The following is a 13,696-nucleotide window of genomic DNA, read 5'->3' as shown; positions in this document are numbered from 1 at the left end:
CCGCCGGGCCGCCCCAAGGCAGGCAACCGCCCCCTCGGGGGGCAGCGAAAAATAGTGAGCGTGCGGGTCGTTCATCATGCCTCCCAGATCGTCAGCCGCACCGGCGTCGGGTTGTAGCCGTTGCACGGGTTGTTGAGCTGCGGGCAGTTCGAGATCAGCACCGTGACGTCCATCTCCGCGCGCATCTCGACATACTTGCCGGGCGCGGAAATGCCGTCCTCGAACGTCAGCCCGCCGAGCGGCGTGACCGGCACGTTCATGAAGAAATTGACGTTGCCGACGAGGTCGCGCTTGGTCAGCCGCGCGCCGGTGCCGCATGCGCAATGCGCGATCGCGTTGAGGAAGCTGTCGCGGCAGTTGTGCATGTGGCGCTTGTCGAGCGCGTAGCGCACCGTGTTGCTCTCGGCCGCGCACGCGCCGCCGAGCGTGTCGTGGCGGCCGCAGGTGTCCGCCACGATCGTCACCATCGGATTGCCGAGACTGGACAGCAGCACGCTGCCCGCGCTCAGGTACAGGTTGCGCTGCTCGCGGATCGTGTCCTGCGCGCTGTAGCGCTCGTCGGGTGCGTCGGTGCGATAGAACAGCGTGTCGACGGCCTGGTTGCCTTCGAGGTCGAGGATGCGCAGCACCTGCCCGCGCTTCACGTCGTGCAGCCACGGTTCGCCGGCGTTCAGCGTGGTGTCGTAGATCGCGTGCCGCGGGTCGAGGCGGCTTTCGATGATCGGCATGTCGGGGCTCCTCAAGCGAACAGTCGGTCGGTGTTGACGAAGCCGCGCGTGTTCTCCGCGCACGCGGTGCGGCACGGATCGTCGTCCGGCGCGGCGCCGTCGGCCGGATACGCGCGGTATGCGATCAGCTTCACGGGTTTCGGCGCATAGGCCGGCTGCGGATCGAGCGGATGCGGCGCGGTCGAGAACGCGGCGAGCGTATTCATCTCGAAGCGCAGGTCGAACGCGCTGCCGGCCGGCGAGTGGCCCGCGACGAAATCGAACGACCCGTCGTCGCGCGGCGCGAGCTTGCTGAAGAAATTGACGTTCGCGACGAGGTCGCGCGCGGACAGCCCGTATTTCGCGAGTTCGAGCACGAGGCTGTCGCGGCCGTTGCGGATCATCGCGTTGCGATCGACCTGATACGACGACGGGCCGTACTTGCGCGCGAACAGCCGCGCATCGCCGATGCCGCCGAGCGGATCGTGCCAGCCGAGCGTATCGGCCGTGATCGATGCGATCACGCGGCCCATGTCCGTATACAGCGCGTGGCCGCGCGTCAGGTGCGCGGTGTGCTGCGCCTTCAGCGTATCGGCCATGTTGTAGCGTTCGAGCGGATCTTCGTGACGATGAAACACGGCGGACAGGTTCGCGCCGCCGTCGAGATCGACGACGCGCAGCGCGAGGCCGCGGCGCAGGATGCCGGACCAGTGGGTTCCGGCGGGGACGACCGTTTCCCACACGACGTGCGGCAACGGGGCAAGCGGGGCTTGGGGGCTCGGCGACATGGCGGCTCCTCGGATCGGTTGGACAAAAGGCGTGAGAGGGCGACCGAACGACATCGCGACCTCCCGGGCTTTTGTCCCTCCGTGGAGCCTCGCCGGATCCTCGTGACAAGGCAGGCGGCAAGACCGGATTGCTCTCGGACCAGGCATCGCGCGGCGTGTGACGCCTTGCGACCGGAACCCTAGCGATCCTGAAGATGATGCAAATTGCTTCGCACCTCTCGGACGGTGAATAAGCGAGTTGCGTGCCAGCGCATGCATCCGAGCACGCGCGGCCCCGTTCGGCGGGGCATGCGAGGACGAACGGCGCGCCATGCACGCGCATCGGCCCGCCCTCCCGTTGGGCAGCGTGCGCACCACTCGAACGCGGCCGGCACCAGCGCGGGGCAGCCGCGGGCCAGCAATACGCACGCGCACCGCGTGCGATCGCAATGGCACGGCCATTGCTGAATACGCACACCGTCACTCTGTCCACCGATCGCTCATGAACAAACTCGACCTGCTTCGGCGCGCGCTGGCCGCGCTCTTCTCCGCGCGTTTCATCGAACTTCAGCGTGCGGCGCGCCGTCGCTGAACGGCGCGTTTCCGACGCACGTCAGCCGCCGGACCACATCGCTGGCATGCTTCTCGCTCGCTCCGATGCCGAGAGGTGCGGCGGAGTCGCATCTTAGGGATGCTAGGGTTCCGGTTCGTCGAACGTCTGGTCCGAGAGCAGCCCGGCGTCGGTGCGTACGGTCGTCTGACCGTGCGCGCGTGGCGCTACACGGCGGGACAAAAGCCCGGGAGATTGGCGATGGCGACGGCCGTCGCGCCTCTCCGTGGCCGGTCGTTCGTCCCGCATCCGCAGGAACCGGTCACGCGGCCGGATCGCGCATGGGCGCGACCCGTGCCGACGATCCCGATCCCGGTCTCCTGGAGAAAACGATGACCCGCCTCGCCTCGCCGTTCCGCCGCCTGCTGTCCTCCCGGCACCTTCGTTCCGTCCACCGTGCGCTTGCCGCCGTCGCCGTCACGACGTCGCTGTTCGCCGCGCCCGCCGCGCATGCGGCTCCACCGCTGAAAATCGGCTACAGCGACTGGCCCGGCTGGGTCGCGTTCCAGGTCGCGCTCGACAAGGGCTGGTTCAAGGAAGCCGGCGTCGACGTCGATTTCGAATGGTTCGATTACTCGGCGTCGCTCGACGCATTCTCCGCGGGCAAGCTCGACGCGGTCGCGGTGACCAACGGCGATGCGCTCGTCACGGGCGCGTCCGGCGCGAAGAACGTGATGATCCTGCTCACCGACTATTCGGCGGGCAACGACATGATCATCGCGAAGCCGCCGCTGCGGACCGTCGAAGGCCTGAAGGGCAGGAAGGTCGGCGTCGAGCTCGGGCTCGTCGATCACCTGCTGCTCGAAACCGCGCTGCAGAAGCACGGGCTGAAAGACGGCGACGTCACGCTCGTCAACGCGAAGACCAACGAACTGCCGCAGGTGCTCGGCTCATCGTCCGACATCGCGGCGGTCGCGGCGTGGCAGCCGAATGCCGGCGAGGCGCTGAAACGCGCGCCGGGTGCGCGCGCGATCTTCACGTCGGCGGATGCGCCGGGGCTGATCTACGACGCGATCACGGTGACGCCGACCAGCCTCGCCGCGCGCCGGGCCGACTGGGCGAAGGTCGTCAAGGTCTGGTATCGCTGCGTGGCCTACATCAACGATCCGAAGACGCAGGCCGACGCGGTGAAGATCATGTCCGCCCGCGTGGGCCTCGCGCCGGCGCAGTATCTGCCGCTGCTGAAGGGCACGCACCTGCTCGATGCCGCGGCAGCAAAGCAGGCGTTCCGCAAGGGCGACGGCCTCGATTCGATCTACGGATCGACCCGCAACGCGAATGCATTCAACGTGCGCAATGCGGTCTACAAGCAGTCGCAGGACATCGACGCGTATATCGATCCGCGTCTCGTCGAATCGCACTGAAGGCAGCGGGCGGGCCGCCCGGAACGATGTCATCTGTCGATATCGAGCGGCCGCCGCCGGGATCCGAAAGGTGTCGAGGAGCCCGGCGCAGGCGTGAAGGCGGTGGATTGCCGGGCGAACGCCACGCCCTCGCGCGACTATAAGAGATGGCCCCACCGCCGGGCCGCTCACTCCTTGACACGCAGCAGCAACGACCTGTGCTTCCAGCTTTCCCTGCTGATCTAATCGGAAGCGGCCATGTCGTCGTCGAAAGCACCCTCCGTCGGTCGAGTCCGACCGACGCCTGCCGGAAGAGCCGCTCAAGTAGACCCCGCTGATGTTGATGCCGCCCAGAAATGCCGTACGCGCATCGACGATCAGGAGCTTGCAGCGATCGCGATGATCGACATTGAAAATCCCAGAAGTACACACCGCGTTCATAGGCTCGATGACGACCGGAATCATGACGACGGTCGGCTTGGCCCTGGCTATCGGCGGCATGTCCATGGCGCCGGCTTTCGGCGCAGACTACGGCAACTACGAGAACCAACAGCAGTATGGCGCGAATGACGGCTATCAGCGTTACCCAAGCCAACCACAGCAACATCGCATGGGTGACGGTTATTGGCAGAACCACGGGCATCAGTGGGATCACCGCAATCGGCAGGTTTATCGACATCCGGGCAATGACTACCGTCGCGGCGACTACTACGACAACCGGGACTATGTGTATGCGCCACCACCCGTGGTCTATGCCCCGCAGTCGTCGCCGGGCGTCAGCCTGTTCATACCGCTCCGGTTCCGGTAGGGTGCGGGATCGCACGGGGCTTTGTCTGCTGGGTCGGATGGCAACGAAACCAGGAGAGACCGCTGTTCGGGCTGTCTCGGTTTCTTTGCTTCGCGATTGCCGCGCAACCAGCCTTTTGCGGTGACCTTATTGCGATTCCATTCTGTTCGGATTGCGCGACCGCGCGGAGGACAACATGCATAAACCTGCGGAGCTTGCCGAAAAATTCTTTGGCGTACCCTATGAATCATTGGACGAGCGCGCGAAGAATGTTGCACGTCTCGTTTCGGAACGAAAGCGCATAGCGAGAGACTCCACGAAAGAACTGGATGCAGCGGCAACGCGCGGCCAGCGCGCGGCAGATGCCGTTGCCGCCTTCGGCGGGTCGTGGATATTCATCACGTGCTTTATTGTCGTCATGGTCGTGTGGGTCGGCCTGAATTCGCTGATTCTGGCAACGTACAGCAAAGCCTTCGATCCTTACCCGTATATCTTGCTCAACCTGTTTCTCTCGATGCTGGCAGCGATCCAGGCACCCATTATCCTGATGGCCCAGAACAGGCAGTCATACAAGGACCGGGTGTCTGCCGAACATGATTACGAAATCAATCTGAAGGCCGAACTCGAGATCATGTTGCTCCATGAAAAGCTGGACGGGTTGCGCGAGGAGCAATGGACTGAATTGCTGAACATGCAGAAGGAACAGATGGCGGCGCTGAAGAACCTGCTCGAGTCCGGCAGGACGTGAGCGATGGGGCATCAGGTTCGCCAGCGTCGCGAAACGACGCGAATCTGTCATGATGACGCGCGCCGGGCGAACGCTGACCGGCGATGTTCATGTGATGACCGCGGCCGACCTACCATCCTTCCCGCTGCCCGTCCTTATGCGGCCACCGGTCATCGGGATGCCGGGAATGATTCATGTGATCGCGGGAAGTGTCGCCTCGATTCCATCCGCTTTCGTGACCGCCGCCGTACGCGCCGCCATACCCCCCGTTTCGATCACCACGATAGCCGTCGCCGGGTACCCAAAGGCATCCTGCAAGCACGGTTGCGATAGCCGCAAGACAGACATAGATAGACGCACGCATGTTGCTCTCCTTGCCAGTCGCATTCGAGCGTGGTGCTTCGTTTGATCGACCGGAGACGAATGACGGAATCATTCACCACTGATGTGAACCACGTCGATGTTCGTGAAAAGGTCACGCACGAATGGATAGTTTCAGCAGACATCCTCCTGTCAACGAGATTGCGAGTCTGTACGGTGAAGGACGCTTGCGGAAGCGGACAAGTGGAGGATCCCGGCCGCCATCGTGAATCTCTGCGATTTGATTTTGCATACGTTGCCGGACCGGTTGCGCGGCATCGACCGACACTCACCCACGCACGACGTACGTGCTGCGAAGCTGAACGAGACGCGGGCCGAGGCGGATATCGCGTCTTTGTACGCTGTCGTAATGCGGCGATCCGACGGCGCGGCGGCGAATCTGGACTCAACTCGCCTGATACGCACGTAAGCGCAAGCGTGCTCGTGCCTGGCGCTTGTCCGGCAATGTACCTGACGCACGCGAATCATCGCGGCGCATCATTCCGCGGTCGACGCCGTCCAGGGCCTGGCGACCGCGATTTCCCGTCAATCGCGCCGTGAGATATCGGTTCCGTATCGAGCACGCGCGATTGCGCGCACCTTGATGAGACATGTATCGGCACTATAATTTTTGAAGGTCGATTCGCATTCGAACGGTAGGTCACACCGAATTCATCGGGAAAAGGGACACATTGCCGTCACCCTCCCGTCCGGACGTCGGATCGGTAAAGTATGATGGTTGACCCCTTCCGCCGATTCCCGCTGCGTCCACATCGGCCGGGTTCTCCATCGTCAACCGGGCGCGAGCGCAGGAGCCACGCATGCAAGACAACCCGCCCATTACCGAAAACCACCTGCTTGCCGCGCTGCCGGAAAACGAGCGCGCCCACCTCGCCGCACACCTGACGCTCGTCGACATGCCGTTGGGGAAAGTGCTGTACGAGTCGGGTGGCCAGCTTCATCACGTCTATTTCCCGACCACGTCGATCGTGTCGCTGCTGTACGTGATGGAGGACGGCTCGTCCGCGGAAATCGCGATCGTCGGCCATGAAGGCATGATCGGCGTGTCGCTGTTCATGGGCGGCGAAACGACGCCGAGCCGAGCCGTCGTGCAAAGCGCGGGGCAGGCCTACCGGCTCGACGCGGGCATCCTGAAAGAAGAATTCCGGCGCGGCAACTCGATGCAGCGCCTGCTGTTGCGCTATACCCAGGCGCTGATCACGCAGATGGCTCAGACCGCGGTATGCAACCGGCATCACTCGATCGATCAGCAACTGTGCCGCTGGCTGCTGCTCAGCCTCGACCGTCTGCCGTCGAACCAGCTGCGCATGACGCAGGAGCTGATCGCCAACATGCTGGGCGTGCGCAGGTCGGGCGTGACGGAAGCGGCATTGAAGCTGCAGGACGCGGGCCTCATCCGCTACAACTACGGTCATATCGAGGTGCTGGATCGGCCGGGGCTCGAAAAGCGCGTGTGCGAATGCTACAGCGTGGTCAAACGCGAATTCGATCGCCTGCTTCCCGATCTGAAGCGCCTCTAGCCGCGACTGCGACGCACCGTGGCGCGAACGGCCCGAATGCGATATTCCGTGAGCATACGACTGTCGACGCGACGAAACCTCTGCGTGACATCGTTTCATCCGGCTACCCAGTACGGCGTCCGGTTGTAGTACTGGTGAAGCGACATTCCCCACCGTGATTGCGTCATCACCGGCCAATGCTCGTCGTCGAAGCCCGGGGTGCCTTTGACATGCGCGGCGGTCACATCCAGATGGAAAGATTTGTCGCCGATATCGTATTTCATCGCACTCCACGGAATGGCGCAAAGCATCTCGCCCGTTCCTCCGCTGGAAGCAACCGCGTAGGCAATTCTGCCGTGGTGCAAGTCGAGCACGATGTCGAAAACACTTCCAACATCCTCGCCGTCCGACGCAACGATCTTGCTGCCCTTCAGTACATCCGCAGTCCTTACCATAGGACCGGGCTCGTCGCCTGAATCGCGTTCGACAAGCTTGCCTCCGTTGCCGTCATCCACAGGTCGATCGGGGGGGTGAAGCGTCGTCATGATGTCCTCCTTGGACAAGATCCGGGAATATCCGTCTCGTGCGCAGCGTCGACATCGACAATGGCACTCGACGCACGAGAAAACGCTGCGCGCACCGGCATCGGAAGTCGGTACGGTTCCGTACCCGGGAAGACCGGGAATATCGGCTCGCCGTCGCTCTGACCGATGCCTCCGCGTTCATCGATATCGCTGAATGCCGGCGACGACTCGATGGATCCCTGTCACGCAAGGCGTTGGCACGCATCGCGCAACCTGCGCTAACGGTGCTTGACGTGTGACGATTTCCGGTGATGCTTTCGATGGGCCGGGCGGGAAATCATCCGGGTGACACCGCCTATCGACGGCGGATCGCTGGCGGGGAACGTCCCCTCGACCGCGTCGTCGACATTGCGCTCGCTCTTGCTGCCGTTCGTATGCTTCTCTCGATACCTGCTGCGCATAACCGCCTCCATGGAGCTGATGGTCGGACCGGGCTGCCCCGGATTCGACTGGCCGCCTGCGGCCGGCCCGCCAATGTGGAATACCGCTGGTCACGACGCCAGCATAGGCCCCATTTGAAAATTACGCAGGGCACGAGCGGACCCTGGCGATCTTCACCGCTTCGTGATCCTGATGACAAAAAATCGACAGGATGTTTCGCGACATGTCGGGAGGGGGACGGTTCGCCGCCGGATCGCCCCCGCACACGCTTTGTACGGTTTCGTACCGCATCGGCCATTCGTCGCGTGTAGCGTCTCAAGCATGCCGGCCATCCGAGGGGACGCGCTCGGCAGGAATCGCTCCGCACCGACGGACGTACGGCTGGACGCCGCCGCACGGCAGGCATGCCAGCCGGATCACCGACGTGCCGAGCATCGATCTGGCGAGGACATCATGTTACGAAGCATCCGAAGGTTGCACGGAGACACGGTTCGAGCGAAGGACGGCGATATCGGGCGTATCCATCAGGCCTACTTCGACGACGACAACTGGTGCATCCGCTACCTCGTCGTCGAGACGGGCGACTGGCTGCACGACAGGCAGGTGCTGGTCTCGCCGTATTCCGTCACGCATGCCGACCCCGAAACCCGCACGCTATACGTCAGCCTCACGCAACAGCAGGTGAGAGACAGCCCGAACGTGGACACGCACAAACCGGTATCGCGCCAGCACGAGATCGAGTACCTGCGTTACTACAACTACCCGACTTACTGGGGCGGCCCGAACCTTTGGGGGATGGGCGCGTATCCGGCTTTCGATCCCGCCGGGCCGTCGCAGGATCCTGAAGCGGGCGATCCGCTCGTCTCGCGCACCGCGCCGGCCAGCGCAGCGGCGGATACGCATCTGCACAGCACCCGCGAGGTCGACGGATATCGGCTCGAAGTCAAGGACGGACATATCGGCCACGTGTTCGACTTCATTTACGACGATGAAGCCTGGGTGATCCGCTATCTGGCGATCGACACGTCGAGCTGGTGGTCGACCGGCAAGGAAGTGCTGATCGCGACTCACTGGCTCGACCAGGTGGACTGGCCGACGGAAACGGTATCGACCACGCTCACGCGCGACGCGATCCGCCGCAGCCCTCCATACGACGACTCGCAGCTCGTGCATCGCAGCTACGAGATCGAGTTGCATGAGTTCTACGGCAAGCACGGCTATTGGCACGGCGACCGATAACGCTGACCCGCGCAATGGCTAGCCAACGCAACCACCATCCCGTGCGGGATATCCCGTAACCGGACGCCAGGGAGCAACTGCATGACCTCAACCGATTTCCCGCCAACCGAAGGTTCGGCACTCGATGCACTCTGCATCAATACGCTGCGCTTCCTGTCGATCGATGCCGTGCAGAAAGCGGCGAGCGGCCATCCAGGCTTGCCGCTCGGCGCCGCACCGATGGCCTATGCGTTATGGATGCGCCATCTCAAGCATCACCCCGCCAACCCGGCGTGGTTCGATCGCGATCGCTTCATCCTGTCGGCCGGACATGGCTCGATGCTGTTGTACAGCCTGCTTCACCTGACCGGCTACGACCTGCCGCTCGATCAGATCGGGCGCTTCCGGCAATCGGGCAGCCTCACGCCCGGCCATCCGGAGCGCGGCCTCACGCCGGGCGTCGAGACGACGACCGGCCCGCTCGGCCAGGGCTTCGCCAACGCCGTCGGCATGGCGATGGCGGAAGCGCAGCTCGCCGCGTGCTACAACCGTCCCGGCTTCGAGATCGTGGATCACCACACCTACGCACTCGTCAGCGACGGCGACCTGATGGAAGGCGTCGCAGCGGAAGCCGCATCGCTTGCCGGCCATCTGCGGCTCGGCAAGCTGATCTGCCTGTACGACGACAATCGCGTCACGCTGTCCGCCGGCACCGCGATCACCTTCACCGAAGATCGCGCACAACGGTTCGACGCCTACGGCTGGCATACCGAAACGGTCGACGACGGCAACGACCTGGCCGCCATCGACGCGGCGCTGGCCAACGCACGTGCGGAGAAGCTGCGTCCGTCGTTGATCCTCGTGCGCACGCATCTCGGCTACGGCTCGCCGAACCGGCAGGACACGTACCAGGCTCACGGATCGCCGCTCGGCGATGCCGAGGTGCGCCTGACCAAGCACAACCTCGGCTGGCCGCCCGACCCCGCATTTCATATCCCCGCACCGGCGCTCGCGCATTTTCGTCGTGCGTTGACGGAGGGGCGGGCACGGGAAGATCACTGGAACGCGCGATTCGCCGCCTATGCGCGCGCGTTTCCCGAGCTGGCCGAGATGCTGCTGAACACGGTGCGCGGCACGCTGCCCGACAGTTGGGACCGCGATATCCCGGTCTTTCCGGCCGATCCGAAAGGCATCGCGACGCGGGTCGCATCCGGCCAGGTGCTGAATGCCCTCGCCTCCCGCGTACCGTCGCTGGTCGGCGGCTCCGCCGATCTGAATCCCTCCACCTTCACCGCGCTGACCGGGCACGGCGATTTCGAGGCCGCCGGCATGAATGCGCTCGACCGGCAAGGCTCCGACGGCGGCGGCTGGAGCCGCAGCGGCCGCAATCTGCATTTCGGCGTGCGCGAGCATGCGATGGGCGCCATCCTGAACGGCCTGGCGACCCACGGCGGCATCCTGCCGTTCGGCGCGACCTTCCTGATCTTTTCCGACTACATGCGGCCGCCGATCCGGCTCGCCGCGTTGATGCGCCTGCAGGTGATCTATGTGTTCACGCACGACAGCCTCGCGATCGGCGAGGACGGTGCGACGCATCAGCCGATGGAGCAGCTGGCCGGCCTGCGCGCGATCCCGGGCCTGCTGGTGATTCGACCGGCCGATGCCAACGAGACGGCCGTCGCGTGGCGGGTGGCGCTCGAAGCGCGGGAGCGGCCGACCGCGCTGGTCCTGACCCGCCAGGACGTGCCGACCATCGATCGCCTCCGCTTCGCGCCGGCCGAGGGCTTGCGGCGCGGCGGCTACGTGCTGGCCGATGCCCCCGACGGCCGCCCCGCGCTGATCCTGATCGCGACCGGCTCGGAAGTCGCGCTCGCGCTGGCGGCGCAAGTCGAGCTGCTCGCGCGCGGCGTGGCGGTTCGGGTGGTGTCGCTGCCCTGCTGGCGATTGTTCGACGCTCAGCCTCAGCCATATCAGGACGCCGTGCTGCCGAAGTCGGTCGGCGCGCGGCTGGCGATCGAAGCGGGGGTGTCGCAAGGCTGGCACCGCTATGTCGGCGATCGTGGCGACGTGCTCGGCGTCGCGGGTTTCGGCGCGTCGGCGCCGGGCGCCGAGCTGATGCGCGATTTCGGCTTCACGGTCGAGAACGTCTGCGACCGCGCGATGAAACTGCTCGCTTGAGCCATCGGCGATAGAGATCCCCGGTACCCGATGGCCGGCCGTGCTCAATGCGCGGCCGGCTTGCCCGCTCGACGCTCGAGCATGAGGATAAGGGCGATGATGCTGACGAAATGCGTGCGTTCCGACGGCGTCAGACTGCCGTGTTCCAGAATCGATTCCAGCCGGATTCGCCAGAGTGCCCATGGCGCAGGCTCACCGGGCGCGACGCGTGCAATGAGTCGTTCGAGCGAACGCAGGTCTCCCTCGATTGCTGTGTGGGCCATGGCAGTGCTCCGGTGGTCGTCAGGGTCGGGGAACAGTCTATGACGACCCACGGCGCCGCTCTGCCCGCTACCGTACATCGTATGCGTGCCGTTTCGGGTACGCGTTCCCGAGCGCTTCAGCCGCGGGCACGCGTGGCTGCGAATGCAATGGTCATGCCCGGTCCTTTGTCCGCCATCCGACAGACGCCGAACCGCCTCGCTGCGAACGTGGGACGATCGGCGCGATACTGTGCGATGAGTGCGAGGCCTCGACGCCCCGAGCGTGCCCCACGTACAGCTCCACGACGCCACATGGCGACCTGCAACCGAAGCGCGGCGAGCGCGACGTTATTCATGCGGGGAATGCAAAGTGACCGAAACGATCGGATGCCTCATTTTCGGAGCCCTGCTGATTTTCATGGGACTCATCGGATCGTCGCTCGAGCGCCTGCCGCTGAGTGCGGCCATGGTGTATCTCGGGATCGGCTTTCTGATCGGCCCAGCCGGCATCGGCATCCTGTCCATGACATTGCCGGACGACGTCGCGCGGTTGCGCATCGCCGCCGAAATCGGCCTGCTGATTTCGCTGTTCGCGATCGGCCTGAAGCTGCGTGTCCCGCCCGTCGATCGCCGCTGGATGCTGCCGCTGCGGCTCGGCGTCGTCGCGATGATCTTCACCGTCGCGTCGATCGCCGCACTCGGCGTGCTGGTGTTGCATTTGAGTGTCGGCGTCGCGGTACTGCTGGGCGCGATGATCGCGCCGACGGACCCGGTACTTGCTCATGACGTCGGCGTGCGCGACGCGGGCGACGTCGAGCTGGTGCGTTTTTCGTTGTCCGGCGAAGGGGGGATCAACGACGGCACGGCCTACCCGTGCGCGGTGCTCGGCCTGCTTTTGTGCAGCTCCGGCCCGACGCCGGCGCTTCACTGGAGCATGGTCGGCGGCATTGCATGGGGCATCGCGTCCGGCGTGGGCACCGGCTGGCTGTTCGGCTTCGTCACCGCCCGGCTCGTCGCATTCCTGCGCAGCCGTCACGGACAGGCGCTCGGCTTCGAGGGGTTCTTCGCGCTGGGCCTGATCATGCTGTCGTACGGCGTGACGCTCGCCATTCATGGCTACGGGTTCCTGGCCGTATTCGCGGCGGGCGTCGCGATGCGGCGCGTAGAGCATCGAACGAGCGGCCGGAAGACGCCGAAGGAGACGGTCGGCGTCGTGGACAGCGAGGATGTCGAAGCCACCGCCACCGATCCCGACAAAGCCCATGCGTTCGTCGCGGAATCGGTCATGGGATTCACGGCCGAGTTGGAACACATCGCCGAAGCCGTGCTGATCCTGCTGATCGGCGCGCTCGTGTCACGCTATTGGGCCGGCATGCTGACCTGGACGGGCGTGGCCGTGGTCGCGACACTGCTGTTCGTGATCCGGCCGGCCGCCATCCAGCTCGCGCTGATCGGGTCCCGGGCGTCGCACCGCCAGCGCCGCTTGATCAGCTGGTTCGGCATTCGCGGCGTGGGTTCGCTGTATTACCTGATGCTGGCCCTCGAGCAAGGGCCGCGCGCGGACCTGTTGCCGCTGGTGCCGTGGGTGCTGGCCATCATCGCCGTGTCGATCGTGCTGCACGGCATTTCAGCGGCACCGCTGATGCGCCGCTATGCGTGAAATCGCGAACGTCGCGGCGCATCATTCCGGCCGCGCGACCTCGATTGCAATCGGCACGCGACGGCGCAACCGGGCAACGCACCGGCACATCGTTGCGCGGTCGACTCCGTGCGGACCTGGCGACGGCAGCGGTTCGACGATCGCGGGTGCCGCCTGCAAGGTTCGAAACCCGCTTTTTCGTGGCTGGCCCGGGTCAGTGGATATGTCCGCCGAACAGCCCGAGCAACCCGATGACGATCAGGTAGATCGCAACGATGTAATTCAACAGACGGGGCACCACAAGAATCAGAATGCCGGCGATCAGCGAAACCAGTGGTCCCGCGCTCGTGAGGATGTTCATACGCCCTCCGCAAGATTGAAAACAACACATGAATACAAAGCCGCCCCGCCTCCGATGTTCGTGACAGCGGCTCGAGCCCGGCGACACGCGAGCCTTCGGCAGTCGTGCAACGGTGCGCAAGGGTCGGGCCGGCGCCCGCGTCGATGGTGTGGCGTTGGTCGATCTGGCTGCCACTGGCGTCGGCGGTGCCGGTCGTCGCACATCCCGGAACTACTACACCGATAGCAAGGATCGATCCCGGCGCACCTCATGGAAATGTTCGTCGCAGCCTG

At 64.7% G+C, this 13,696-nt stretch carries 12 protein-coding genes and 2 riboswitches; of the genes, 7 read left to right on the top strand and 5 right to left on the bottom strand.

What is annotated here, in order from left to right; genetic code table 11:
* Positions 1–74 precede the first annotated feature (74 nt).
* Both MRS60_RS32235 and MRS60_RS32230 read right to left on the bottom strand, forming a co-directional pair.
* Positions 75–728: an urea amidolyase associated protein UAAP2 gene (locus MRS60_RS32235; RefSeq protein ID WP_034182276.1), complete on the bottom strand. Its 654-nt coding sequence runs from the start codon at positions 726–728 to the stop codon at positions 75–77.
* A gap of 11 nt (positions 729–739) precedes the next feature.
* Entirely contained in the window at positions 740–1,495 is a 756-nt protein-coding gene (locus MRS60_RS32230) for an urea amidolyase associated protein UAAP1 (RefSeq protein WP_243567386.1), read from the bottom strand.
* A 58-nt stretch (positions 1,496–1,553) separates the two neighbouring features.
* Positions 1,554–1,689, bottom strand: a riboswitch (guanidine-I (ykkC/yxkD leader).
* Between the two features lie 468 nt (positions 1,690–2,157).
* Positions 2,158–2,280: riboswitch (guanidine-I (ykkC/yxkD leader) on the top strand.
* 136 nt (positions 2,281–2,416) lie between these two features.
* Here MRS60_RS32230 and MRS60_RS32225 point away from each other — a divergent pair.
* From MRS60_RS32225 to MRS60_RS32210, 4 genes are all read left to right on the top strand, one after another.
* Positions 2,417–3,448, top strand: coding sequence for an ABC transporter substrate-binding protein (locus tag MRS60_RS32225; protein WP_243567385.1), 1,032 nt, complete (start codon positions 2,417–2,419; stop codon positions 3,446–3,448).
* Between the two features lie 442 nt (positions 3,449–3,890).
* Positions 3,891–4,235, top strand: coding sequence for a hypothetical protein (locus MRS60_RS32220; protein ID WP_243567384.1), 345 nt, complete (start codon positions 3,891–3,893; stop codon positions 4,233–4,235).
* Positions 4,236–4,410: 175 nt separating this feature from the next.
* Positions 4,411–4,962: a DUF1003 domain-containing protein gene (locus MRS60_RS32215; protein WP_034182582.1), complete on the top strand. Its 552-nt coding sequence runs from the start codon at positions 4,411–4,413 to the stop codon at positions 4,960–4,962.
* A 1,160-nt stretch (positions 4,963–6,122) separates the two neighbouring features.
* Complete coding sequence (locus MRS60_RS32210; protein WP_078041814.1) at positions 6,123–6,842, top strand: Crp/Fnr family transcriptional regulator; 720 nt, start codon at positions 6,123–6,125, stop codon at positions 6,840–6,842.
* A gap of 95 nt (positions 6,843–6,937) precedes the next feature.
* On the opposite strand, the gene MRS60_RS32205 is transcribed toward MRS60_RS32210, so the two are convergent.
* The gene (locus MRS60_RS32205; RefSeq protein ID WP_034182584.1) at positions 6,938–7,366 is read right to left on the bottom strand and encodes a PRC-barrel domain-containing protein; all 429 of its coding nucleotides are present in this window, start codon (positions 7,364–7,366) and stop codon (positions 6,938–6,940) included.
* Positions 7,367–8,239: 873 nt separating this feature from the next.
* Here MRS60_RS32205 and MRS60_RS32195 point away from each other — a divergent pair.
* Both MRS60_RS32195 and tkt read left to right on the top strand, forming a co-directional pair.
* Entirely contained in the window at positions 8,240–9,025 is a 786-nt protein-coding gene (locus tag MRS60_RS32195) for a PRC-barrel domain-containing protein (protein WP_243567383.1), read from the top strand.
* 81 nt (positions 9,026–9,106) lie between these two features.
* Positions 9,107–11,182, top strand: a complete 2,076-nt coding sequence (gene tkt / locus MRS60_RS32190; protein WP_243567382.1) for a transketolase — start codon at positions 9,107–9,109, stop codon at positions 11,180–11,182.
* Positions 11,183–11,226: 44 nt separating this feature from the next.
* Here tkt and MRS60_RS32185 read toward each other — a convergent pair whose 3' ends face one another.
* Complete coding sequence (locus tag MRS60_RS32185; protein ID WP_081938515.1) at positions 11,227–11,445, bottom strand: hypothetical protein; 219 nt, start codon at positions 11,443–11,445, stop codon at positions 11,227–11,229.
* 349 nt (positions 11,446–11,794) lie between these two features.
* Between MRS60_RS32185 and MRS60_RS32180 the strand changes: the two genes are divergently transcribed.
* Complete coding sequence (locus MRS60_RS32180) at positions 11,795–13,084, top strand: cation:proton antiporter (RefSeq protein WP_243567432.1); 1,290 nt, start codon at positions 11,795–11,797, stop codon at positions 13,082–13,084.
* 193 nt (positions 13,085–13,277) lie between these two features.
* On the opposite strand, the gene MRS60_RS32175 is transcribed toward MRS60_RS32180, so the two are convergent.
* A complete protein-coding gene (locus MRS60_RS32175; protein WP_081938516.1) occupies positions 13,278–13,424 on the bottom strand; it encodes a DUF3096 domain-containing protein in 147 nt (48 codons plus the stop codon).
* Positions 13,425–13,696 lie beyond the last annotated feature (272 nt).

Origin of the sequence: Burkholderia pyrrocinia, assembly GCF_022809715.1 — a bacterium.
In the GTDB taxonomy this organism is placed as follows: Bacteria; Pseudomonadota; Gammaproteobacteria; order Burkholderiales; family Burkholderiaceae; genus Burkholderia; species Burkholderia pyrrocinia_C.
Note: the sequence above shows the minus strand (reverse complement) of the source record. Positions and strands in the feature narration are given on the sequence as shown.

Coding starts and splice junctions, on each gene's coding strand:
- MRS60_RS32235 (WP_034182276.1), bottom strand. CDS start 728: ATGCCGATCATCGAAAGCCGCCTCGACCCGCGGCACGCGATCTACGAC.
- MRS60_RS32230 (WP_243567386.1), bottom strand. CDS start 1,495: ATGTCGCCGAGCCCCCAAGCCCCGCTTGCCCCGTTGCCGCACGTCGTG.
- MRS60_RS32225 (WP_243567385.1), top strand. CDS start 2,417: ATGACCCGCCTCGCCTCGCCGTTCCGCCGCCTGCTGTCCTCCCGGCAC.
- MRS60_RS32220 (WP_243567384.1), top strand. CDS start 3,891: ATGACGACGGTCGGCTTGGCCCTGGCTATCGGCGGCATGTCCATGGCG.
- MRS60_RS32215 (WP_034182582.1), top strand. CDS start 4,411: ATGCATAAACCTGCGGAGCTTGCCGAAAAATTCTTTGGCGTACCCTAT.
- MRS60_RS32210 (WP_078041814.1), top strand. CDS start 6,123: ATGCAAGACAACCCGCCCATTACCGAAAACCACCTGCTTGCCGCGCTG.
- MRS60_RS32205 (WP_034182584.1), bottom strand. CDS start 7,366: ATGACGACGCTTCACCCCCCCGATCGACCTGTGGATGACGGCAACGGA.
- MRS60_RS32195 (WP_243567383.1), top strand. CDS start 8,240: ATGTTACGAAGCATCCGAAGGTTGCACGGAGACACGGTTCGAGCGAAG.
- tkt (WP_243567382.1), top strand. CDS start 9,107: ATGACCTCAACCGATTTCCCGCCAACCGAAGGTTCGGCACTCGATGCA.
- MRS60_RS32185 (WP_081938515.1), bottom strand. CDS start 11,445: ATGGCCCACACAGCAATCGAGGGAGACCTGCGTTCGCTCGAACGACTC.
- MRS60_RS32175 (WP_081938516.1), bottom strand. CDS start 13,424: ATGAACATCCTCACGAGCGCGGGACCACTGGTTTCGCTGATCGCCGGC.